Annotated in this window: 21 protein-coding genes; 15 read left to right on the top strand and 6 right to left on the bottom strand. The window is 64.1% G+C overall.

The window, feature by feature from the left end:
* The 4 genes from rsmD to J5M58_RS19200 all read left to right on the top strand — a co-directional run.
* A partial coding sequence (rsmD, locus tag J5M58_RS19185) for a 16S rRNA (guanine(966)-N(2))-methyltransferase RsmD (protein WP_207879171.1) occupies positions 1 to 577 on the top strand: 577 nt, incomplete at its 5' end.
* A 71-nt stretch (positions 578 to 648) separates the two neighbouring features.
* Entirely contained in the window at positions 649 to 1992 is a 1344-nt protein-coding gene (locus J5M58_RS19190; protein ID WP_112249702.1) for a pitrilysin family protein, read from the top strand.
* Positions 1989 to 3389, top strand: a complete 1401-nt coding sequence (locus J5M58_RS19195) for a pitrilysin family protein (protein ID WP_207879173.1) — start codon at positions 1989 to 1991, stop codon at positions 3387 to 3389. The genes J5M58_RS19190 and J5M58_RS19195 overlap by 4 nt, the downstream gene beginning before the upstream one ends.
* A gap of 60 nt (positions 3390 to 3449) precedes the next feature.
* Entirely contained in the window at positions 3450 to 4442 is a 993-nt protein-coding gene (locus J5M58_RS19200) for a hydrolase (protein WP_112249706.1), read from the top strand.
* 143 nt (positions 4443 to 4585) lie between these two features.
* On the opposite strand, the gene J5M58_RS19205 is transcribed toward J5M58_RS19200, so the two are convergent.
* Together J5M58_RS19205 and J5M58_RS19210 are read right to left on the bottom strand one after the other, a co-directional pair.
* Positions 4586 to 5440, bottom strand: coding sequence for a sulfurtransferase (locus tag J5M58_RS19205; protein ID WP_207879175.1), 855 nt, complete (start codon positions 5438 to 5440; stop codon positions 4586 to 4588).
* A 47-nt stretch (positions 5441 to 5487) separates the two neighbouring features.
* Complete coding sequence (locus J5M58_RS19210) at positions 5488 to 6153, bottom strand: TetR/AcrR family transcriptional regulator (RefSeq protein ID WP_025340981.1); 666 nt, start codon at positions 6151 to 6153, stop codon at positions 5488 to 5490.
* Between the two features lie 151 nt (positions 6154 to 6304).
* Here J5M58_RS19210 and J5M58_RS19215 point away from each other — a divergent pair, with 151 nt between their 5' ends.
* The 5 genes from J5M58_RS19215 to J5M58_RS19235 all read left to right on the top strand — a co-directional run bounded on the left by J5M58_RS19215 (position 6305) and on the right by J5M58_RS19235 (position 10802).
* Positions 6305 to 7735, top strand: coding sequence for a coniferyl aldehyde dehydrogenase (locus J5M58_RS19215; protein ID WP_207879177.1), 1431 nt, complete (start codon positions 6305 to 6307; stop codon positions 7733 to 7735).
* A gap of 10 nt (positions 7736 to 7745) precedes the next feature.
* Positions 7746 to 8231: a twin-arginine translocation pathway signal protein gene (locus J5M58_RS19220; RefSeq protein ID WP_112249713.1), complete on the top strand. Its 486-nt coding sequence runs from the start codon at positions 7746 to 7748 to the stop codon at positions 8229 to 8231.
* 20 nt (positions 8232 to 8251) lie between these two features.
* The gene (locus J5M58_RS19225) at positions 8252 to 9850 is read left to right on the top strand and encodes a GMC family oxidoreductase (RefSeq protein ID WP_207879179.1); all 1599 of its coding nucleotides are present in this window, start codon (positions 8252 to 8254) and stop codon (positions 9848 to 9850) included.
* A gap of 112 nt (positions 9851 to 9962) precedes the next feature.
* Positions 9963 to 10442, top strand: coding sequence for a pantetheine-phosphate adenylyltransferase (coaD, locus tag J5M58_RS19230; RefSeq protein ID WP_112249717.1), 480 nt, complete (start codon positions 9963 to 9965; stop codon positions 10440 to 10442).
* A gap of 108 nt (positions 10443 to 10550) precedes the next feature.
* A complete protein-coding gene (locus J5M58_RS19235) occupies positions 10551 to 10802 on the top strand; it encodes a YfhL family 4Fe-4S dicluster ferredoxin (RefSeq protein ID WP_013974644.1) in 252 nt (83 codons plus the stop codon).
* Between the two features lie 134 nt (positions 10803 to 10936).
* Here the strand turns inward: J5M58_RS19235 and mutM are convergent, their stop codons facing one another.
* Together mutM and J5M58_RS19245 are read right to left on the bottom strand one after the other, a co-directional pair.
* On the bottom strand, positions 10937 to 11749 hold the full coding sequence (gene mutM / locus J5M58_RS19240) for a bifunctional DNA-formamidopyrimidine glycosylase/DNA-(apurinic or apyrimidinic site) lyase (protein WP_112249719.1): 813 nt from the start codon (positions 11747 to 11749) through the stop codon (positions 10937 to 10939).
* Positions 11750 to 11752: 3 nt separating this feature from the next.
* Positions 11753 to 12571, bottom strand: a complete 819-nt coding sequence (locus J5M58_RS19245; RefSeq protein WP_181457298.1) for an HDOD domain-containing protein — start codon at positions 12569 to 12571, stop codon at positions 11753 to 11755.
* A 191-nt stretch (positions 12572 to 12762) separates the two neighbouring features.
* Here J5M58_RS19245 and J5M58_RS19250 point away from each other — a divergent pair, with 191 nt between their 5' ends.
* The 3 genes from J5M58_RS19250 (at position 12763) to ilvD (ending at position 16882) form a co-directional block, all read left to right on the top strand.
* Positions 12763 to 13302, top strand: coding sequence for a type 1 glutamine amidotransferase domain-containing protein (locus J5M58_RS19250; protein ID WP_112249723.1), 540 nt, complete (start codon positions 12763 to 12765; stop codon positions 13300 to 13302).
* A gap of 202 nt (positions 13303 to 13504) precedes the next feature.
* Complete coding sequence (locus J5M58_RS19255; RefSeq protein ID WP_133976112.1) at positions 13505 to 14701, top strand: class I SAM-dependent rRNA methyltransferase; 1197 nt, start codon at positions 13505 to 13507, stop codon at positions 14699 to 14701.
* Between the two features lie 339 nt (positions 14702 to 15040).
* The gene (gene ilvD / locus J5M58_RS19260; protein WP_112249726.1) at positions 15041 to 16882 is read left to right on the top strand and encodes a dihydroxy-acid dehydratase; all 1842 of its coding nucleotides are present in this window, start codon (positions 15041 to 15043) and stop codon (positions 16880 to 16882) included.
* 247 nt (positions 16883 to 17129) lie between these two features.
* Here ilvD and J5M58_RS19265 read toward each other — a convergent pair whose 3' ends face one another.
* Entirely contained in the window at positions 17130 to 18185 is a 1056-nt protein-coding gene (locus J5M58_RS19265; RefSeq protein WP_112249727.1) for a haloacid dehalogenase-like hydrolase, read from the bottom strand.
* 244 nt (positions 18186 to 18429) lie between these two features.
* On the opposite strand from J5M58_RS19265, the gene J5M58_RS19270 reads away from it, so the two are divergent.
* Complete coding sequence (locus J5M58_RS19270; RefSeq protein WP_112249728.1) at positions 18430 to 19821, top strand: L-cystine transporter; 1392 nt, start codon at positions 18430 to 18432, stop codon at positions 19819 to 19821.
* A 179-nt stretch (positions 19822 to 20000) separates the two neighbouring features.
* On the opposite strand, the gene J5M58_RS19275 is transcribed toward J5M58_RS19270, so the two are convergent.
* The gene (locus J5M58_RS19275; protein ID WP_112249729.1) at positions 20001 to 20516 is read right to left on the bottom strand and encodes a dihydrofolate reductase; all 516 of its coding nucleotides are present in this window, start codon (positions 20514 to 20516) and stop codon (positions 20001 to 20003) included.
* A 54-nt stretch (positions 20517 to 20570) separates the two neighbouring features.
* Between J5M58_RS19275 and J5M58_RS19280 the strand changes: the two genes are divergently transcribed.
* The gene (locus J5M58_RS19280) at positions 20571 to 21962 is read left to right on the top strand and encodes a DUF2868 domain-containing protein (protein WP_207879181.1); all 1392 of its coding nucleotides are present in this window, start codon (positions 20571 to 20573) and stop codon (positions 21960 to 21962) included.
* Complete coding sequence (locus J5M58_RS19285; RefSeq protein WP_207879183.1) at positions 21955 to 23319, top strand: GTPase/DUF3482 domain-containing protein; 1365 nt, start codon at positions 21955 to 21957, stop codon at positions 23317 to 23319. The genes J5M58_RS19280 and J5M58_RS19285 overlap by 8 nt, the downstream gene beginning before the upstream one ends.
* The last annotated feature ends 39 nt before the right edge of the window (positions 23320 to 23358 follow it).

A 23358-nucleotide genomic window follows, 5' to 3' on the forward strand; every position in this document is an offset into this window, starting at 1 on the left:
CCCCCAATCGGGCCAAAGCAAGGGCCAGGGCCACCTGCGCATCATCGCCGGCGAGTGGCGCAGCCGCCGCCTGGCAGTGCCCGAAGGTGAAGGCCTGCGACCAACGCCCGACCGCGTGCGGGAAACCGTATTCAACTGGCTGGCGCCATACATCGAGGGCGCCCGCGTGCTGGACGCCTTCACCGGCAGCGGCGCCCTGGTACTCGAAGCCCTGTCCCGCGGGGCCGAAGACGCCGTGGCGCTGGACAGCAACCCGGCGGCAATCGCCAACCTGAAGAACAACCTCGAGATCCTGCGCTGCCCGCGCGGGCAAATCCTGCAGACCGACGCCCTGCGCTATCTGCAAGGCCCGGCCAAGCAGCAGTTCGACGTGGTGTTCCTCGACCCACCGTTCCACCAGGACCTGCTGGCAGACACCTGCAACCTGCTGGAACAGAACCAGTGGCTGCGCGAGCAGGCGTGGGTCTATACCGAAAGCGAAGCTGCGCCGTCGACCTTGCAACTGCCGGGCAACTGGCGCCTGCACCGCGAGAAAAAGACCGGCCAGGTGCACTATGCACTCTGGCAGCGGGGCTAATTATCTAGTGCAGGCGGGCTCATTCATTCGCTGAAGCTGTTCTGGTTCACCCCAACCAGAGCACTTCAACGATGACTTTGCCTACACCTTTGCCCGTCGATCTCGACAAGGTTTCTGCGGGGCTTGCGGCACTTGCTTCTGCCGCCCCCGCGCCGCTGCAGCATTTCACCCTGGAAAACGGCCTGTCCGTTTACCTGCGGGAAGATCACCATACCTCGCTGGCCGCAGTCCAACTCTGGTATCACGTGGGCTCCAGCGATGAACCAATCGGCCATACCAACCTGTCACACCTTCTGGAGCATTTGATCTTCGAAGGTAGCAGCAAGCTTGCGGCCGGCCAGTATTCCCGAGTGATCGCGCGCATTGGTGGCGAGGCCAATGCCACCACGCACCTGGACGCCACTTCATACGAAATCTCGCTACCGGCCTCCCGCCTGCCAATCGCACTGGAAATCATGGCCGACGCCATGGACAGCGCGACCTTCGCTCAGCCCGAAATGGACCGGGAAATCAAGGCGGTCGAGGACGAACGCCGGCTCAAGTTCGATATCCAACCGGATCAACAAGCCTTCGATCGGCATAGCGCTCTGGCACACGGGGCCAGCCCCTACGCTGCCCCGACTTTCGGCTACCCGGCCGACCTTGGCAACATCAAGCTGGAGACCCTCCGTACCTGGTATCGCACATGGTACCAGCCAAACAATGCCACCCTCGTGGTTGCCGGCAGCGTGGATTTGCCAACACTTCGGCAACAGGTAACACGTTACTTCGCAAGCTTGCCCAAGGCACCGATCGCCGACCGGCCGGTGCCGCGCCACGACACGCTGCTACAGGCACGCAGCCATGTTGTGAGCCTGCCCGGATTACGCGACGGACTCATCATGTCGTTCAACGTCCCAGGCAAAGCTACCGCCCCGGACACGGCAACGGCACCAACACTGGAACTGCTCAGCGAACTGCTCGGCGAAGGTTTCAGCTCCAGGCTGTATAGCGATCTGGTACGGGACAAACGCATGCTGACAGGCGTCAGGACGACGTATGACCCGCTGGTTCGGGGCGACACGCTGCTAACGATTTCAGCCTATGTGAACACCGCCAACGCCACGCCGGAAGAGGCCGCGGAGGCCGTTTACCAGCATGTGGACGAGCTGCGGAGCAAGGTTCTGTCCGCAGAGGAGCTCGAGCGCGCGAAGCTGCGCATGCTCGCGAGCCGTCTATACAGCCGCGACGACCTTGCTTCGCAGGCAGAGCAGATCGGCGCGGCCGCCGCCGTCGGCCTTCCAGCCTCGGTTATCGACCAGGACATCGCCATCATCCGCCATCTCGGGAGCGCGAAGGTGCAACAAGTGGCGTTGGATTATCTGGGACGCGAACGGCTGACCATCACCTACCTTCAGCCAGGAGCGCCAGCATGAACCACAACAACTCCCTTACCGCCCGGCCCCTGCTGTGCGACGGCCCCGCTACCGATACCGCCCTCGCGGCCATGGCCAATTTGCGGTCCACACAGGATATCGAGCTTGGTCAGGTTCCACCCTTGCAAGCCGCGCCGGAACTGTGGCAAACCGCTGAAGGCGCGAAAGTCAGCTTCATTGAAACCCATGGCCGTCCAATGTTCGACCTGGCACTGCGCTTTCGCGCGGGCAGCGTCCTCGACGGCACCAACCCAGGGCTTGCAGCGCTTGTACTGTATAGCCTGGATCAAGGGACCGAGCAGCTCGATGCAGCGCAGTTTGCGCAGCAGATAGAGGGTTATAGTGCAATCCTGAGCAGAAGAATCAGCGATGACAGTGCTGTCATCACACTACGCTGCCTGAGCCTGCCAACGTTACGTGCCAGCGTCATGCAGTTGCTTGCCGACATGCTGGCTCGGCCTGCTTTTCGTGAACCTGACGTGGCAAAAATCCGCGAGCGTATAGCTTTCAATCGGGCCAAGCTAGGCAACCACCCTTTGATACGGCTAGCAGACACGACAACCGCACATGTCTTCAGAGGCCACCCATATGCCTCCCGCCTCACCGCGGACACTATCTCCAGTATCAGCGACGAGCAGATAAGGGCTTTCCACCAACGCGCCTACTCGGCCAACAACCTCGATATCGGCCTGGTGGGAGACCTCACCCGCGAAGAAGCAGAGCAACTCATCAACGACCTCGTCCGGGCTCTACCGCAAGAGTGGGCCGCAACAGCCCCGCCACCGGCGCCCGAACATCAGCCACTTGTGCAGCACCTGGAAGCCGCCGGGGGCGCGACCCGAGCAATACTGACGGTTTCGTCCAAGGCGTCACCACGCGACCCGGTATTCCCTGCGTTGACATTGCTGAACGTGATTCTCGGCAGTACCTATGAATCACGGTTGTCGCAAGAGTTACGCACCCTGCGAAACCTGACCTACTCCATCTATTCCGACTTGAAGCCACTCGACGCCGCGAGCTTGTTGCAAATTCACTGGGATACCGCGCCTCAATACAGAGACGCGGCCGGTGCGCTGGTGTCGGGCATACTGGCGTGCCTTCGCGACCGGGGCCCCAGCCAGGCGGAATGCGATGTGGCTGTGAACCAGATAGCAGGCAAACTGCATCACAATCTGGCAAACAACGCGAAACTTGCCCAAGCGCTGGCGACATACAGCCATCAAGGGTTACCGGGAGACCACCTGGCCACCTTCCTTGAGAAGCTCGGGGCACTCACGCCTGCGAACCTGCGTGAAGCCGCGCAGGTATGGTTGAACCATGACGCGCAGGTTTTCGTCACGCTTGGCCCGGTTACAGAGCAATTGCCGCTGCCGGTTGCACCGCCGGTCGACCAATAGCGCAGGTACAGTGGCGCTGTTCCATGGCACTCTAGGCAGGCACATCACGAGTCGCCCAGCATGCCCAGCCCCAGCGCCACATTCCGCCCGGCCATCGGCCTGTCCAACCCCCACCTGCAAACCCTGTGGGGGCCCCTGTGGCGCAAGTTGCCCGAACTGCAACGCAACCGCGAACGGTTGTGGCTGGCCGATGGCGATTTCATAGACCTGGACTGGCACGGCCCGCACCAGCCGCATGCACCGTTGGTGCTTGTACTGCACGGGCTGACCGGTTCCTCCCACTCGCCCTACGTCAAAGGCCTGCAACAAGCGCTGCAAGGCCGCGGCTGGGCCAGTGTGGCGGTGAACTGGCGCGGTTGCTCGGGCGAGCCCAACCTGCTGCCACGCAGCTACCATTCCGGCGCCAGCGAAGACCTGGCCGAAATCGTCAGCCACCTGCGCGCCCAGCGCCCTTTGGCGCCATTGTATGCGGTGGGTTATTCGCTGGGGGGCAATGTGCTGCTGAAGTACCTGGGCGAAAGCGGTGTCGCCAGCCAGTTGCAGGCTGCGGTGGCAGTGTCGGTGCCGTTTCGCCTGGACCACTGCGCCGACCGCATCGGCCAGGGCTTTTCAAAGGTGTACCAGGCGCATTTCATGCGCGAGATGCTGGCTTATGTGCAGCTCAAGCAGCGGCACTTCCACGACAAGGGCCAGCATGAAGGGCTGGCGACGCTGCAACGGCTGGGGCCGTTGGGTAACCTGCGCACGTTTTGGGATTTCGACGGCAAGGTCACCGCACCGCTGAACGGTTTTCGCGATGCGCACGACTACTACCGCCGCTCATCGAGTCATTTCTTCCTCGGCCAGAACCGCACGCCGACGCTGATCATCCACTCCAGCGATGACCCTTTCGTCTCCGGCCACAGCCTGCCAACGGCCCGCGAACTGGCGCCGCAGACCCGCTTCGAACTGCACAGCCGCGGCGGCCATGTGGGCTTTGTCGATGGCAGCCTGCGCAACCCGGGGTACTACCTGGAGCGGCGCATTCCGCAGTGGTTGGTGGAAGGTAGCTAGTCCCGAATATCCTGAGACTGCGCGATCCATGTGAAAGCGGGTTCACCCGCGAAGAATCCGGCGCGGTGGATGGCACCCGCTCTGCCGGTATTCGCGGGTGAACCCGCTCCCACAGAGTCCCTGCTAAAACCGCAGATACATTGTTATTCGCCAGTAGCCACACCATGCTCCGGATCATTGATCCACTCGCTCCACGACCCGGCATACAGCTTGCCCAGCGGATACCCCGCCAACGCCAGGGCAAACAGGTTATGACACGCCGTCACCCCTGACCCGCAATACGCCACCAACTGCTCCGGCGCACGCCCGGCCAGCTTTTCAGCAAAGCGCTGTTTTAGCTGCTCCGGCGGCAGGAAACGCCCATCGGCTCCCAGGTTGTCGGTAAATGCCGCGCACTGCGCCCCGGGAATATGCCCGGCCACCGGATCGATCGGCTCCACTTCGCCACGGAAACGCGGCAAGGCACGCGCATCGATCAAGGTCAGGTCTGCGTTACCCAAGCGCTTGGCCAGGTGCTCGGCATCGATCAGCAGCTTGCCGTCCGGCTCACCGTTGAAGGTGCCTTCCCGCTTGAGCGGCGGGTCCAGGCTGAGCGGCAGGTGCGCCGCATGCCAGGCCTTCAGGCCACCGTCGAGGATCGCCACGCCGCTGCGCTTGCCCAGCCAGGCCAGCAGCCACCAGGCACGGGCGGCAAAAGCACCAGGGCCGTCGTCGTACAGCACCACCTCGCTGTCGTCGTCCAGGCCCCACTCACGCAAGCGCTCGACCAGCCGGCGTGCACCCGGCAACGGGTGGCGCCCGGTGCGCCCCTTGCTCACCGGCCCGCTGAGGTCACGCTCCAGGTCGGCAAAATGCGCCCCGGCAATATGCCCCTGGGCATAGCTGCGTTGGCCATAGTCCACATCCTCGAGGGCAAAGCGGCAGTCGAGGATCACCAACTTGGGCGAGCCCAGACGCTCAGCCAACTGCTGCGGGGTGATCAATTGCGCTAGGGGCATGACAATCTCCTGATCGATGGCACTATCGATAGCACTAAGGCCCTGGGCTAGTGCTCCAGGGCCTGGTTGAACGGTACATGGAATTCCTGGCAAAGGGCGTCCACCGCATTGCGGGCGTTGTCGGTGACGAAGCCGAGCTCCAGCACCAGTACCTGGTAGACGCCGCGCTTGAAGGCTTCTTCACCCAGGTGCGCGGAATGCTCCCGCGTGGTGCTGAGAAAACGTACCCAGGACGTCAACACGATCCAGGCGTTGATGGTCAGCGATTCGATCTGCGCTGGTGCCATGGCCAGGATGCCCGCCTCGACGAAGCCGCGGTAGATCGCCTGGCCCTGGCGCAGGCAGCGCTCGGAAAAGCGCCGATAACGGGCGGCCAGTTCCGGGTCGCTGTCCAGCAGGTGCTCCAGGTCGCGATGCAGAAAACGGTAGTTCCACATCGCCGCCAGCAGGGCCTTGAGGTAGAAGCGCTTGTCTTCCACGGTCGCCGCGCGGCCTTGCGGCGGGCGCAGGAAGCTGTCCACCAGTTCTTCGTACTGGCTGAACAGCAAAGCGATGATCGCCTGCTTGTTGGGGAAGTGGTAATACAGGTTGCCGGGCGAAATTTCCATGTGCGCGGCAATGTGGTTGGTACTGACGCTGCGTTCGCCCTGCTGGTTGAACAGCTCGAGGCTGTTCTGCACGATGCGCTCTCGGGTCTTCATGCGCGGGGCCATGCTCAGCTCCCAGTCTGCGGGCCTTCATCAAAGGGTCATCTTACGGCGTATTGGCAATGGAATGCACCGCTCGACAACGCGGAAAAATTCGCACCATGGTACAAATTAGAGTATAGGCTCTAGGGATTCCCTGCCCGGACTCGAAGCCGCCATGAACTCGCCCAGTGCCTTGCCCCCTGTGCAATCCGACCTCGACCTTGCGGCGACGTTCGCCACCCAGCGCCAGGCCTTTTCCGGCAACCCCTTGCCAGCGGCGGCGCAGCGGCGCCAATGGCTGAAAAGCCTGCGGGAAGCCTTGCTGGCCGGCCAGGCCGAACTGATCGAGGCAATCGGCCAGGACTTTGAGGGGCGCAGCGCCGACGAGACCTTGCTGGCCGAGCTGCTGCCCTCGGTGCAAGGCCTGCGCCACGCCGAAAAGCACCTGCAGCGCTGGATGCGCGCCAGCCGGCGCAAGGTCGGCCTGGCCTTCCAGCCGGCCAGCGCTCAGGTGCGCTACCAACCCCTGGGCGTGGTCGGCATCATCGTGCCGTGGAACTACCCGCTGTTCCTTGCCATCGGCCCGCTGACCTGTGCCCTGGCCGCCGGCAACCGGGTCATGCTCAAGCTCAGCGAAGCCACGCCCGCCACTGGCCAGGCGCTCAAGCGACTGCTGGAGCAGGTGTTCCCCACCGATCTGGTCAGCGTGGTGCTCGGCGAGGTCGAGGTAGGTCAGGCCTTTGCCCGCCTGCCGTTCGATCACCTGTTGTTCACCGGTGCCACCAGCGTCGGGCGCCAGGTAATGCTGGCTGCGGCGCACAACCTGACCCCCGTCACTCTGGAACTGGGCGGCAAGTCGCCAGCCATAGTCTCGGCCGACGTACCGCTGGACAGCGCCGCCGAGCGCATCGCCTTCGGCAAGACCCTCAACGCCGGGCAGACCTGCGTCGCCCCCGATTACGTACTGGTGCCACGCGAGCGGCTGGAGGCCTTCAGCGAAGCCTACCAGCGTGCCGTACACCGGCTGTTCCCGCGCATCGCCGACAACCCCGACTACACCGCCATCATCAACACGCGCCAGCTGCAGCGCTTGCAGCACCTGCTGGACGATGCCCACGCCAAAGGTGCGCAGGTGCTCGACCTGTACCCCGGTGAAACCCGCCAGGGCCGGCGCCTGCCACCCCACCTGCTGCTGGAGGTGAACGACGGCATGCAGGTGATGCAGGACGAAATCTTCGGCCCGCTGCTGCCGCTGGTGCCCTACGACAGCCTCGAGCAGGCACTGGCCTATATCAACCAGCGCCCGCGCCCTCTGGCGCTGTACTACTTCGGCTATGACCGCGCCGCTCAGGAGCAGGTGTTGCGCCACACCCACTCCGGCGGGGCATGCCTGAACGACACCCTGCTGCACGTGGCTCAGGATGACTTGCCGTTCGGTGGCATCGGCCCTTCAGGCATGGGCCATTACCATGGCCATGACGGCTTCCTGACCTTCAGCAAGGCCAAGGCGGTGCTGGCCAAGCAACGCCTCAACGCTGCCCGGTTGATCTACCCGCCTTATGGCAAAGCCCTGCAGCGTCTGGTCTTCAAGCTTTTCATCCGCTGAGGGCCGGCCCATGCACCGCCGCGACCTGCTGCGTTTCAGCCTTGGCGCCAGCGTCTTTCTGGCCGGTACCAGCCTGGTCGGCTGCAGCGCACAGACAGCCGCGACGGGCTACCAGGTACTGCGCGACGACGACCTGCCGCTGCTGAACGCGCTGATCCCGGTGGTACTGGCCGGCACGCAGGCCGCCGAGACTCTGGTGCTGCACAGCCTCGACCACAAGTTGGCGGCGCTGTCGCCGGAAATGCTCAAGCTCACCCGGCAGTTGTTCGACGTGCTCAACCTGCCGCTCACCCGCGGCCCACTGACCGGTGTCTGGGGCGCATGGGAATACGCCAGCGCCGCGCAGGTCACGGCCTTCCTGCAACGTTGGCAGCGCAGCTCGCTGAACCTGCTGCGCATGGGCCACGCCTCGCTGCTGCAGTTGCTGCAGATGGCCTGGTACGAACGCCCTGAATCCTGGGCCAACTGCGGTTACCCGGGGCCACCGAAAATCTGAAAACGACAAGAGCAGCGCCAATGCCTGTACCCGACCCCTTTCGCCAAGGCCTGGAACGCGGCTGGATCACCCACGACGCGTCGCGCCTGGAGCACGACCTCACGCTGGAGGCCGACGTTGCCGTGATCGGCAGCGGCGCCGGTGGGGCTACCAGCGCACAGATGCTCAGCACTGCCGGCTTCAAGGTGCTGCTGATCGAAGAAGGCCCGCTGAAGACCAGCAGCGATTTCCACCTGCTGGAAAACGAAGCCTATGCCAGCCTGTACCAGGAAGGCCTGGGCCGCATGAGCAAGGATGGCGCCATCACCATCCTCCAGGGCCGTGCCGTGGGCGGCACCACGCTGGTCAACTGGACCTCGAGCTTTCGCACGCCGCCACAGACCCTGGCGCACTGGGCCGCGGCCCATGACGTGACCGGCCTGGGCGAAGAGCAAATGCGCCCCTGGTTCGAACGCATCGAGCAGGAACTGGGCATCACCCCATGGGCCTTGCCACCGAATGCCAATAATGACGTGCTGCGCCGTGGCTGCGAACAGCTGGGCTATCACTGGGCAGTGATCCCACGCAACGTGCGCGGCTGCTGGAACCTGGGCTACTGCGGCATGGGTTGCCCGGTCAATGCCAAGCAATCGATGCTGGTAACGCGAATTCCCGCCACCCTGGAACGGGGCGGCGAGCTGTTGTACCTGGCTCGGGCCGAGCGCTTCGAACACAACGGCGAGCGCATCCAGGGCTTGTCATGCCAGGCCCTGGATAGCCAGGGCATACACGCCACAGGCCGGCAGGTCCGCGTTCGCGCACGTCACTACGTCCTTGCCGGTGGCGGCATCAACAGCCCGGCCCTGCTGCTGCGCTCCGACGCGCCCGACCCGCACGGACGCCTTGGCAAACGCACCTTCCTGCACCTGGTCAACTTCAGCGCTGCACGCTTCAACGACCGTATCGACCCTTACTACGGCGCGCCGCAGTCCATTTACAGTGACCACTTCCAGTGGCAAGACGGCAGCGACGGCCCGGTTGGCTACAAGCTGGAAGTACCTCCGCTGCACCCTGCCCTGGCCAGCACGCTGCTGGGCGGGCATGGCCACGAGAATGCCCGGCGCATGGCCGAACTGCCACACACCCACGTGATGCTGGCGCTGCTGCGTGACGGCTTCCACCCGCAAAGCCAGGGCGGCGCCGTGGAGCTGCGCGGCGATGGCTCACCGGTGCTCGATTACCCGATCACCGACTACCTGCGCGACGGTCTGCGCCGCGCCTATCGCAGCATGGCGCAGATCCAGTTCGCCGCCGGCGCCACCCAGGTCACCCCGGTGCACAGCGATGCCAGCGCTGCATCCAGCCTGGAGCAGGCCTTGGCCATGATCGACAAATTGCACCTGGAGCCCTTCCGCACGCGCCTGGGCAGCGCCCACGTGATGGGTGGCTGCGCCCTCGGCGACGACCCGCGCCAGGCGGTGTGCGACAGCCTTGGCCGCCATCACCAGCTGGAAAACCTGTCGATTCACGACGGCTCGCTGTTCCCCACAAGCATCGGTGCCAACCCGCAACTGTCGGTGTATGCCATCAGCGCCAAGCTCACCGAAGCGCTGGTCGCCCGCCTGGCACACAGCGCATGACAAGCAACCGGGCCCCTGTCTATAGTGCCATCAGCCGGCCGCATGACTTGGCCGGGGCGCCGTCGCTGCGCTACCATCCGACTCCCCAACGCACTCCAGCCAGGATGACGCGATGAACCGAGTGTTGTACCCGGGTACTTTCGACCCCATTACCAAAGGCCATGGCGATCTGGTCGAGCGCGCCTCGCGGCTGTTCGACCACGTGATCATCGCGGTGGCGGCCAGCCCCAAGAAAAACCCGCTGTTCCCGCTGGAACAACGGGTGGGTCTCGCCCGTGAGGTCACCAAGCACCTGCCCAATGTCGAAGTCATCGGCTTCTCCTCGCTGCTGGCGCATTTCGCCAAGGAACAGGGCGCCAACGTCTTCCTGCGCGGCCTGCGTGCGGTGTCCGACTTCGAGTACGAGTTCCAGCTGGCGAACATGAACCGGCAACTGGCGCCCGACGTCGAAAGCCTGTTCCTCACGCCTTCGGAGCGCTACTCGTTCATTTCCTCGACCCTGGTCCGGGAAATTGCCGCGCTGGGGGGGGATATCAGCAAGTTCGTCCACCCAGTGGTGGCAGATGCGCTGACCGAACGCTTCAAGAAGTAATCTTTAGCGGCTGATCATCGCGCCCGCGTGCACTGCGGGCGCGAATGCGGCACAATTGTGCCCACTGCGTTGAACATGCCCGGGCGCTGAGCCCCGGCCGGAGTCCCCATGTCCCTGATCATCACCGACGATTGCATCAACTGCGACGTCTGCGAACCCGAGTGCCCGAACGAGGCCATCTCCCAAGGCGAAGAGATCTACGTGATCGACCCTAACCTGTGCACCCAGTGCGTGGGTCATTACGACGAGCCGCAGTGCCAGCAGGTCTGCCCGGTCGACTGCATCCCGCTGGATGAAGCGCACCCGGAAACCGAAGAAGAACTGATGGCCAAGTACCGCCGAATCACCGGCAAAGCCTGATCGCTGTATGGCAAGGGCTTCGCCCTTGTTCGCGGGTAAACCCGCTCCCACAGGTATTGCACTACCCTCAAGGCCTGCGCTGTACCTGTGGGAGCGGGTTCACCCGCGAATTGGGCCGCACAGCGGCCCTAGCCTCAGCGCTGACAGCGCGGGCAGAACACGCTGGCCCGTTGCCCCAGCTTCACCTCGCGCAACTCCGTGCCACATACCTTGCACGGCTGCCCGCCCCGTCCGTACACGAACAATTCCTGCTGGAAGTACCCAGGCTGCCCGTCGCCACCGATGAAGTCGCGTAGCGTGGTGCCACCCTGCTCGATCGCCGCCGCCAGCACGCGCTTGATCTCGATCGCCAACTTCAGGTAGCGCGCCCGGGAAATCCCGCCCGCCTCCCGACGAGGGTCGATGCCGGCGGCAAACAGCGCCTCGGTTGCGTAGATGTTGCCCACACCCACCACTACCGCGTTGTCCATGATGAACGGCTTGACCGCCATCGATCGGCCGCGTGACAGCTGGAACAGGCGCTCACCGCCGAACAGGTCGGTCAACGGCTCCGGCCCAAGGCGCAGCAACAGCTCGTGATTGAGCGGGTCCAGGCTCCACAGCATCGCGCCAAAGCGGCGCGGGTCGGTGTAGCGCAGCATCAACCCCGACTCCAGCTCGATATCCACATGCTCATGCTTGGCCGCCGGCAGGCCCAGCTCGACCAGGCGCAGGTTGCCCGACATGCCCAGGTGGCTGATCAGGGTGCCGACCTCGGCATTGATCAGCAGATACTTGGCGCGCCGCTCGACACTGACGATGCGCTGCCCCGACAGGCGCACATCCAGGTCTTCCGGAATCGGCCAGCGCAGGCGCCGGTCACGCACCACCACCCGGCTGACGCGCTGGCCTTCCAGATGGGGCGCAATACCGCGCCGGGTGGTTTCTACTTCTGGCAATTCCGGCATGTGTCAGTGCCCGCCCAACTCGCGAATGTTCTGCTTGAGGTTCTCGAAATCGTATTCCGACAAGCCAATGTAATCGAGCACCAGCGGGCCGACCACATTCCATTCGTGGTCCACGGTCTGGTTGCCCAGCACCCGGTACGATGCGCAGATGTGTTCGGCCATCTTCAGCACCGCCAGCAGGTTTTTCAGCTGGTTCTGGGTATTGCGCGAGCTCTCGTCGCGGAACACCGCCAGGGCGTTGTGGTGGTTGGCAATGGCCGCGCTGAGGTGCTCGGGCAGGCGCCAGGACTTGGCCGTGAAATAGCCGACCACCGAATGATTGGTGTTGAACGCGCGGTTTTCGGTATCGACCACGCGGGTTTCCTCGTCGGCCTTGGCATAGGCTTCTTCCAGCACCTCCATGTAGTCGGGGAAGCGCTTGAGCATAAGCGGCACGCCACAGTCATGGAACAGGCCCAGGGTGTAGGCCTCGTCCGCCGCCTGGATGCCGGTGCGCTTGGCCAGGGTCAGGCAGGTCATCGCCACGTCCTGGGCGGTGTCCCAGAAGCGGTTGAGGGTAACGATGGTCTCGTCGGACATCTCGCCCTTGATCGACTGGGCGTTGATCAGGTTGATGATCGAACGGCTGCCCAGCAGGTTCACCGCGCGCTGGATCGAACCGATCTTGTTGGAAAGGCCGAAATGCGGGGAGTTGACCAGCTTGAGCAAGGCGCCCGAGAGGCCCGGGTCCTGGGAAATCAGCTTGGCGATGGTTTCCAGGTCAGGGTCAGGCATGTACTGCTCGAACTGCAGGTCGACCATGATCTGCGGTTGCGGCGGGATGGTGATGCCTTGCAAGGCTTGCTGGATCTGTTCGGCGCTGAGTTCTTGGGACATACGTGCACACTCGTTTGGGACCGCCGATTCTAACCCTCCAGAGCGGAAAGGGACCAACCACTGAATCGTTGCGCCGGAACTTTACCTTATCCATCCAGGCCTCCTTCTCATATTCATCAAGCAAAGGAGCAAGGCCCATGAGTGCAGAACTGAACGGCAAGCGAGTGGCTTTCCTGGTCACCGACGGCTTCGAGCAAGTGGAACTGACAGGCCCTCGCGAGGCCCTGGAACAGAGCGGCGCGGTGGTGGACATCCTCAGCGACAAGGAGGGAACGGTACGCGGCTGGAACCACGACCAGCCGGCCGATGAATTCGCCGTGGACGCAACCTTCGAAAGCGCCCACCTGGACCTCTACGATGCCCTGGTGTTGCCCGGCGGCGTGCAAAATTCTGACACGATTCGGTTGATCCCCGCTGCGCAGAAACTGGTGAAAAGCCACGATTCGGCTGGCAAGCCGCTGGCGGTGATCTGCCATGGTGGCTGGTTGCTGGTGTCGTGCGGGTTAACCAAGGGCAAGCGGCTGACCAGCTACAAGACCCTGCAGGACGACATCCGCAATGCAGGGGGGGACTGGGTGGATGAAGAAGTGGTAGTCGATGGCAACCTGATCACCAGCCGCCAACCCGATGACATTCCGGCGTTCAACCAGCAACTGATCAAGGCATTGGCAGCCTGACGCCATCTCATGGCCTACGCGAGACCTGTAGGAGCGGCCTTGTGTCGCGAAAGGGCCGCAAAGCGGCCCCGGCAATTTATGCGCCGCTGCTGAAGTTCCGGGGACCGATGCGCAGCCCTTTCGCGACGCAAGGCCGCTCCTGCAAGGGACGCGTGCCCAGGCAACAGGCTATAATCCCGCTCTTTTTTCCCGGAGCGACGTCATGTCCCTGCCCAGCCTACGCCTCAAAGCCAACGCCGACCGCCGCCTGCGCGCCGGCCACCTGTGGGTCTACAGCAACGAAGTCGACGTCAGCGCGACCCCGCTGCAAGGCTTCCAGGCCGGCCAGCAGGCTGTTCTCGAGGCAGCCAATGGCAAGCCGCTGGGCATCGTCGCGCTGAGCCCGAACAACCTGATCTGCGCGCGCCTGCTGTCGCGTGATATCAAGCTGCCGCTGGACAAATCGCTGCTGGTGCACCGCCTCAACGTCGCCCTGTCGCTGCGCGAGCGCCTGTTCGACCAGCCGTGCTACCGCCTGGTCTACGGCGACTCCGACTTGCTGCCAGGCCTGGTGGTAGACCGCTTCTTCGACATCCTCGTGGTGCAACTGGCCTCGGCCACCATGGAAGCGCACAAGGACGACGTGATTGCAGCCCTGGTACAGGTACTCAAGCCAAGCGGCATCCTGTTCAAGAACGACTCCGCCGCGCGTGACGCCGAAGGCCTGCAGCGCTATGTCGAGACCGTTTACGGCGAAGTACCGGACTGGGTGCCGCTGGAAGAGAACGGCGTCAAATTCGAAGCCCCGGTACGCGAAGGCCAGAAGACCGGCTGGTTCTACGACCACCGCATGAACCGTGCACGCCTGGCGCCGTACGTGAAAGGCAAGCGCGTGCTCGACCTGTTCAGCTACATCGGTGGCTGGGGCGTGCAGGCCGGCGCCTTCGGCGCCAGCGAAGTGTTCTGCGTGGATGCCTCGGGCTTCGCCCTGGACGGCGTCGAGCGCAACGCCGCGCTGAACGGCATCAGCGAGAAGCTGACCTGCATCGAAGGCGATGTGTTCGAGGCCCTGCGCGAACTGAAGGCCGCCGAAGAGCGCTTCGACGTGATCATTGCCGACCCACCCGCCTTCATCAAGCGCAAGAAGGACCTGAAAAACGGCGAAGCAGCCTACCGCCGCCTCAACGAGCAGGCCATGCGCATGCTGACCAAGGACGGCATCCTGGTCAGCGCATCGTGCTCGATGCACCTGCCCGAGGACGACCTGCACAACATCCTGCTGACCAGCGCCCGCCATCTGGACCGCAATATGCAATTGCTCGAGCGCGGCGGCCAGGGCCCGGACCATCCGGTGCACCCGGCCATCGCCGAAACCCGCTACATCAAGAGCATTACCTGTCGGTTGCTGCCCAACAGCTGACAGACAAGGCAACTCTGACCCTGTGGGAGCGGGTCTACCCGCGAATGCGATGGCGTGGCTACCGCCGTCTTCGCGGGTGAACCCGCTCCCACAGAGTCCCCTCAGGCTTCAAAAGGGCCAACTATCCATATCTGCATTCCCTCGCCGCGCCAGCGGTGTAGAATCGGCCTATTCATCGCCAGTCATCCCCGGCGGGTTTATGAGCTCTGCCCAAGCACGCGGCGATCCCGCGCGGTCTTCGGCCCCCATCCGTGCCAGTGGCAACCGGCCTGCGGCGCAAAGGACATAGAGAAGCTCACTCCCCTTTTAGTGACCTGATTAAGCCGCCAGGAGTGTTTCATGCCTGATTATCGTTCCAAGACTTCCACCCAAGGCCGCAACATGGCCGGCGCCCGTGCCCTGTGGCGTGCCACCGGGATGAAGGACGAAGACTTCAAGAAGCCGATCATCGCCATCGCCAACTCGTTCACCCAGTTCGTCCCGGGCCACGTGCACCTGAAGGACCTGGGCCAGCTGGTCGCCCGCGAAATCGAACGCGCCGGTGGCGTGGCCAAGGAATTCAACACCATCGCGGTCGATGACGGCATCGCCATGGGCCACGATGGCATGCTCTACTCGCTGCCAAGCCGCGAGATCATCGCCGACGCCGTGGAGTACATGGTCAACGCCCACTGCGCCGACGCCATCGTGTGCATCTCCAACTGCGACAAGATCACCCCCGGCATGCTGATGGCCGCCCTGCGCCTGAACATCCCGGTAATCTTCGTGTCCGGCGGCCCGATGGAAGCCGGCAAGACCAAGCTGGCCAGCCACGGCCTGGACCTGGTCGACGCCATGGTCATTGCCGCCGACTCCTCGGCTTCCGACGAAAAAGTCGCCGAATACGAGCGCAGCGCCTGCCCGACCTGCGGTTCGTGCTCCGGCATGTTCACCGCCAACTCGATGAACTGCCTGACCGAAGCCCTGGGCCTGGCCCTGCCCGGCAACGGTTCGACCCTGGCCACCCACGCCGACCGCGAACAGCTGTTCCTCACCGCCGGCCGCACCATCGTCGAGCTGTGCAAGCGTTACTACGGCGAGAACGATGAGTCGGTACTGCCGCGCAACATCGCCAATTTCAAGGCGTTCGAGAACGCCATGATGCTCGACATCGCCATGGGTGGGTCGACCAACACCATCCTGCACCTGCTGGCTGCAGCCCAGGAAGCCGAGGTAGCGTTCGACCTGCGCGACATCGATCGCCTGTCGCGCAAGGTGCCACAGCTGTGCAAGGTTGCGCCGAACATCCAGAAGTATCATATGGAAGACGTGCACCGTGCCGGCGGCATCTTCAGCATCCTCGGCTCGCTGGCCCGTGGCGGCCTGCTGCACACCGACCTGCCGACCGTGCACAGCCGCAGCATGGAAGAAGCCATCGCCAAGTGGGACATCACCCAGACCGATGACGAAGCCGTGCACACCTTCTTCAAGGCCGGCCCTGCCGGCATCCCGACCCAGACCGCGTTCAGCCAGTCGACCCGCTGGCCGAGCCTGGACCTGGACCGTGCCGAAGGCTGCATCCGCAGTGTCGAGCACGCCTATTCGCAGGAAGGCGGCCTGGCCGTGCTGTACGGCAACATCGCGCTGGACGGCTGCGTGGTGAAAACTGCCGGCGTCGACGAGTCGATCCACGTATTCGAAGGCACCGCGAAGATCTTCGAGAGCCAGGACAGCGCCGTACGCGGCATCCTCGCTGACGAAGTGAAGGCCGGCGACATCGTGATCATCCGCTACGAAGGCCCGAAAGGTGGCCCGGGCATGCAGGAAATGCTGTACCCGACCTCGTACCTGAAGTCCAAGGGCCTGGGCAAGGCTTGTGCCCTGCTCACCGACGGCCGCTTCTCGGGCGGCACCTCGGGCCTGTCGATCGGCCACGCCTCGCCGGAAGCCGCCGCTGGCGGCGCCATCGGCCTGGTGCGCGACGGCGACAAGGTGCTGATCGACATCCCGAACCGTTCGATCAACCTGCAGGTCAGCGACGAAGAGCTGGCCGAGCGCCGAGTCGAGCAGGACAAGAAGGGCTGGAAACCGGCTGAAGTACGCCCACGCAAGGTGACCACCGCGCTGAAGGCCTATGCCCTGCTGGCGACCAGTGCCGACAAGGGTGCTGTGCGTAACAAGGCTATGCTCGAAGGGCTGTGAGGCTCTGAAGGTGTGAAAGAAGAACCGGCGCCCAGAGCGCCGGTTTTTTTATGCCTGCAAGGGCCCTTTCGCGGGTAAACCCGCTCCCACAGGTACAGCGCCTGACTCAAAGGCAGTGGGGTCCTTGTGGGAGCGGGTTTACCCGCGAAGAGGCCTCTCCCACAGGTACGGTGCCTGGCTCAAAGGCTGTGGGGTCTCTGTGGGAGCGGGCGCGCCCGCGAAGAGGCCAGCACAGGCACCCCATGGCTTACTGAATCTGCTCCGGCGTCACGATCACCCAGTTCTTGTCCGCCGTCACCGGCAGCCCTTCCTTGGCCTGCGCCGCGGCATTCCTGGCAATCATCCCGTTCATCTGATCCATGTACTTGGCCTTGCGGTTTATCCACAAGTGGATGCCGCCTTTGCCCACATCCACCCCATGAAACTGCATGTAGCCATCGCTGGTCGGCGTATCGCCCCCCACCAGCACCGGCTTCTTCCACTCATCGATATAGGTCAGGATCGCCGCCTGCTTGCCCGCCATCCAGGTGGCCGGGGTCCACAGGTACGGGGTCAGCTCCAGCCCCACGTTAGCCTTGGCATCATACTGCCCGGCGCTGATCTGCTTGCGTGCGGTGGTCAACTGGCCGCTGGCGCGGTCCTTCAGCAACAGGCTGACGCCAATCACGTTCTGCGGCTTCACGTTGTAGCCGTACTTGGGGTCCGACGCGACCATGCGCACCAGCTCCTCGGAAGCGGCGGAAATCACGTAGACCTCGATACCGTTCTCCATCAGCTTGTTGTACAGCTCGGTCTGGCCCTTGAAGACCTTGGGCGGCTGTACCTCGATGGCCTTGACCTGGTCCCCTTCGTAATAGGTGGCGGGGATCGGCTTGCCCGAGGCCATTAGCTCATCCACCTGCACTTTCAGCTCCTGCAGGGTAAAGCCGGAGAATACCTGGGCCACCCACGGGTAACAGACCATGTCATCGACTTCGCACAGCCGGTAGTAGTAGCTGAACAGGCTTTCCTTATGCTCGGCGGTGTCCTTGAACGGCATCAGCTTCAACGAGGGGTCGAGCTTGTCGCGGCTCAGCAGGCCTTTGTTTTCCATGAACGGCAGCAAGGCCTCTTCAAGGTCGTAGCGGTAACTGGTGTTGTCCATGTCGAACACCGCGTAGTTACCCTTGTTGGCATTGGCGGCAATCATGCTGTCGAGCTGCCTGGCTGCCTCGGCGGGCCAGTGTTTGAGCTCGGTGGCGAAGGTTTCGATACTGAACAGCAGGGACAGGCTGATGGCGACGGCTTTCGGAGCGAATTTCATGCATGAATCTCCTGAAATGACCCGGAAACGCTAGTGCAACAATCCCCGTCGACAGGCCTCGATAACGACCCTCATGCAACTGCAAACGCCTTGTTCATTGCAATCCGCGACACGCCGTTATTCCATAAACGACTATGCACATTCGATTTAGGTATAAATTCGTTTGTTTTCAGGCTGTTAGCATTTCCGTTCGCAATCGCTCACAGAGGCGATGCCTCTTCTGCTTTTTTCCGCTGGAGCTTCAATGAATCTGCCGCTGTCCCTTAATCTGCTGGCGTTCCTGGCCCTGCTGCTGGGCCTGGCACAAACCCGCCGCACCGACTGGAGCCTGGCCAAGAAGGTATTGCTGGGCCTGGTGCTGGGCGTGGTGTTCGGCCTGGTCCTGCATACCATCTATGGCGCTGGCCACCCTGTGCTCAAGGCCACCATCACCTGGCTCGACCTGGTCGGCAACGGCTATGTCGGCCTGTTGCAGATGATCGTCATGCCGCTGATCTTCGCCTCGATCCTGAGTGCCGTGGCGCGCCTGCACAACGCCTCTTCGCTGGGCCGCATCAGCGTGCTGAGCATCGGCACCCTGCTGCTGACCACCGCTATCGCTGCGTTGATCGGCATCGTCCTGACCAACCTGTTCGGCCTCAGCGCCGAAGGCCTGGTAGCTGGCGCGCAGGAAAGCGCGCGCATGCAGGTTATCCACAGCGACTACGCTGGCAAGGTTGCCGACCTCAACATCCCGCAGCTGCTGCTGTCGTTCATCCCCAGCAACCCGGTAGGTGACCTGGCACGGGCCAAGCCGACCTCGATCATCAGCGTGGTGATCTTTGCCGTGTTCCTCGGCCTGGCTGCGCTGCAGCTGATCAAGGACGATGCCGAGAAAGGCGAACGCGCGCTGACGGCCATCGACACCCTGCAGGCCTGGGTGATGCGCCTGGTGCGGGTGGTGATGAAGCTCACCCCGTATGGCGTTCTGGCGCTGATGACCAAGGTGGTGGCCAGCTCGAACATGGAAGACATCCTCAAGCTGGGCAGTTTCGTGGTGGTGTCCTATTTGGGTCTGGCGCTGATGTTCGTGGTGCACGGCGTTATCCTCGCCGCCACCGGCGTGAGCCCGCTGCGCTTCTTCCGCAAGGTGTGGCCGGTACTGACCTTCGCCTTCACCAGCCGCTCCAGCGCCGCAAGCATTCCGCTGAACATCGAAGCGCAAACCCGCCGCCTGGGCGTACCGCAGTCGATTGCCAGCTTCAGTGCATCGTTCGGGACCACCATTGGCCAGAACGGCTGCGCCGGCCTCTATCCCGCCATGTTGGCGGTGATGGTGGCACCGGCGGTGGGCATCGATACCTTCGACCCGCTGTGGATCGCCACCCTGGTGGCCATCGTCACCCTGAGTTCGGCAGGTGTTGCCGGTGTGGGCGGCGGTGCAACTTTCGCCGCGCTGATCGTGCTGCCGGCCATGGGCTTGCCGGTGGAACTGGTGGCGTTGCTGATTTCGGTAGAGCCGCTGATCGACATGGGCCGTACGGCGTTGAACGTGAACGGTTCGATGACCGCAGGGGTGGTGACCAGCCAGCTGCTGAAAGAGACCGACAAGAATGTGCTGGCTGGCGATGAACATGCCGAGCTGAGCCATACCTGACGGATTGCCGAGCCACTGTGGGAGCGGCTTTAGCCGCGAACACCGGCGAAGCCGGTGCCATGCACCGCGTTGGATTCTTCGCGGGTGAACCCGCTCCCACAGGGACCGCGCAGGCCTCGACCTCACTTGGTCCCTGAGCGGCCTTGTGTCGCGATAGGCTGCAAAGCAGCCCCAAAATCTCAAACCCTGTCCCAAACCTCAAAGTGGTACGCAGGTTTACCTTCCTCAGCCTGCGCCTCGCTCGACACCAGCTTCCACTGCTCCCGATCAAACTCCGGGAACCACGCATCCCCTTCCGGCGACAGCTCGACCCGCGTCAGGTACATCCGGCTGACCAACCCCTTCTCCAGCGCCTGCCCATACAGCTGCGCCCCGCCAATCAGCATCAGCTCATCGACACCCTTCTCCCGCGCCCACTGCTCGGCCCGCAGCAGCGCCTCTTCCAGCGATGCAAACACCTCGGCCCCCGCCAGTTCCAGCCCTGCCTGGCGGCTGACGACGATATTCAATCGCCCTGGCAATGGCCTGCCCAGCGAGTCCCAGGTCTTGCGCCCCATGATGATCGGCTTGCCCAGGGTAGTGGCCTTGAAGTACTTGAAGTCCCCCGGCAGATGCCAGGGCATGGAGTTGTCGATGCCGATCACGCGGTTCTCGGCGTGAGCCGCGATCAGGCTGAGGGGGAGTGATGTATTCATGCCAGCGAGGATAGCACCGGGCGTGTGGGTTATGCTTCTGCCCTGACCTGTGCAATGGAAGACCTTGTGACCGCACCGACTTCACTGGACAAGCGCTGGCTCACCGAAGCGATACGCCTGCGCGAGGAACATGCCGGCCCCCTGGAGGACCAGGAAGCCAACCGCCGCGCCCGCCAGGCAGGCGGTGACCTGGCGGCCCGCATCGAAACCCGTGCCCTGTTCCTGGCCGAACGCGACGGCATCAGCACCGCCCTGCGCCACTGGAAACAGGGTGCACGCCTGGCGTTGCTGGCCTTGCTGGTGCTGGCCATGCTCAGCGGCGCAGGGTTGGCGCTGGCCGCCCTGGGCGACGGACAGCGCCCGGTGAATGTGTTCTGGGCCCTGGGCAGCCTGCTCGGGCTGAACCTGCTGATGCTGCTGGGCTGGGCCATCGGCTTTGCCCTGAGCGGCGAGCATGGCGCGGGGCTGGGCCGCCTGTGGCTATGGTTGAGCGAACGCTTTGCCCGCGACGCCAAGGCCGCGCACCTGGCACCGGCGCTGCTGGTGCTGCTGCAACGCCAGCGCCTCAACCGCTGGCTGCTCGGCCTGCTGGTGCATGGCCTGTGGCTGCTGGGGATGATCACCGCGCTGGGCATGCTGCTGGCCCTGCTGGCGACCCGGCGCTATGGCTTTGTCTGGGAGACCACCTTGCTCGCCGCCGACCCGTTCATCCACCTGACCCGGGCCCTGGGCGCACTGCCCTCGTTGCTGGGCTTCACGGTACCCGACGAGGCCATGATCCGCGCCAGCGGCGATAGCCAGCCGGCCCTGGACCTGGCGCGCCAGGCCTGGGCCAGCTGGCTGCTTGGCGTGGTGCTGGTGTACGGCCTGCTGCCGCGCCTGCTGTTGGCCGGGCTGAGCCTGTGGCGCTGGCGCCAAGGCCGCCAGCGCCTGGCGCCGGACCTGAGCCTGCCCGGTTACGCGCAATTGCGTGAAGCGCTGATGCCGCGCAGCGAACGCATCGGTGTCCAGGATGCCGCGCCCGAAGCACTGCCGCAGTTTGCCGCTGGCCAACTGGAAAGCGGCAGCAGTGGTGCCCTGCTGGTCGGCCTGGAGCTGGACGACCAGCACCCCTGGCCGCCCGCCCTGCCGAAAAACGTGACCAGTGCTGGCGTGCTCGACAGCCGCGAATCGCGCAACCGCCTGCTCGAACAGCTCAGCCGTTTTCCACCGGCACGCCTGGCCATCGCTTGCGACCCACGCCGCTCGCCCGACCGTGGCAGCCTGGCGCTGCTCGCCGAGCTGGCACGCAACGCCGGTGCCACCCGTATCTGGCTACTGCAGGCCGCACCGGGCGAGGCCCTGGACGCCCAGCGCCTGGGCGACTGGCACGAAGCCCTCGACCGCCTTGGCCTGGCGTATGCCGATACCTCGCCGCTGACCTGGCTGGAGCATGGCCATGACTGAGCCGCTGAAACTGGCCGTGGTCGGCCACACCAACGTCGGCAAGACCTCGCTGCTGCGCACCCTGACGCGCGATGTCGGCTTTGGCGAAGTCTCCCACCGCCCCAGCACCACCCGCCATGTGGAAGGTGCGCGGCTGTCGGTGGACGGCGAACCCTTGCTCGAGCTGTACGACACCCCGGGCCTGGAAGACGCCATCGCCCTGCTCGACTACCTCGAGCGCCTGGAGCGCCCGGGTGAGCGCCTGGATGGTCCGGCCCGCCTCGAGCGCTTTCTGCAAGGCAGCGAGGCACGCCAGCGTTTCGAGCAGGAAGCCAAGGTGCTACGCCAGCTGCTGGCCAGCAATGCCGGCTTGTATGTAATCGACGCCCGTGAACCGGTGCTGGCCAAATACCGCGACGAACTGGAAGTGCTGGCCAGCTGCGGCAAGCCGCTGCTACCGGTGCTCAATTTCGTCGCCAGCCATCAGCACCGCGAGCCGCAATGGCGTGAAGCCCTTGCCAGGCTTGGGCTTCACGCGTTGGTGCGGTTTGACAGCGTGGCACCGCCAGAGGATGGCGAGCGCCGTTTGTACGAAAGCCTGGCCCTGCTGCTGGAGGACGCCCGACCGGCCCTGCAGCGGCTGATCGATGACCAGCAGGCACAGCGCCTGGCGCGCCGGCACAGCGGCAAGCGCCTGATTGCCGAGCTGCTGCTGGACTGCGCCGCCTGCCGGCGCAGCGTCGAGACCGACCCGGCTGCCGAAGCCCGGGCCATCGAGGCATTGCGGCAGGAGGTGCGCCAGCGCGAACAGCGCTGCGTCGAAGCACTGCTCAAGCTATATGCCTTCCGCCGCGAGGACGCCCATGCCAGTGACCTGCCGTTGCTGGATGGCCGTTGGGGCGATGACCTGTTCAACCCCGAAACCTTGAAGCTGCTGGGCGTGCGCCTGGGCAGTGGTGTGGCCGCCGGTGCTGCGGCGGGTGCCGGGGTGGACCTGCTGGTCGGCGGCCTGACACTGGGGGCTGCCGCCCTGGCCGGGGCGATTGCCGGCGGCGCGCTGCAAACGGCGCGCAACTATGGTTCACGGTTGATGGGCAAGCTCAAGGGCAAGCGCGAGCTGACGGTGGACGATACGGTGTTGCGCTTGTTGGCCTTGCGTCAGCAGCAGTTGATGGTGGCGCTGGAAAACCGCGGGCATGCGGCGCAGGACAGCATTCGGCTGGGGGAACTGGATGAGAAAGCCTGGCGGGAGGGCAAGTTGCCGGAGGCGCTGAGCAAGGCGCGGGCGCACCCGCAATGGTCCACGTTGAACCCTGGGGCGAAGCTGAATCAGGCTGAGCGGCAGGAGCAGCTGGAGGCGCTGGTTTCACAATTCTGAGTGGGCAGGTCTGGCCTCTTCGCGGGCATGCCCGCTCCC

Source organism: Pseudomonas sp. 32_A, assembly GCF_017490905.1.
Classification (GTDB): domain Bacteria; phylum Pseudomonadota; class Gammaproteobacteria; order Pseudomonadales; family Pseudomonadaceae; genus Aquipseudomonas; species Aquipseudomonas inefficax.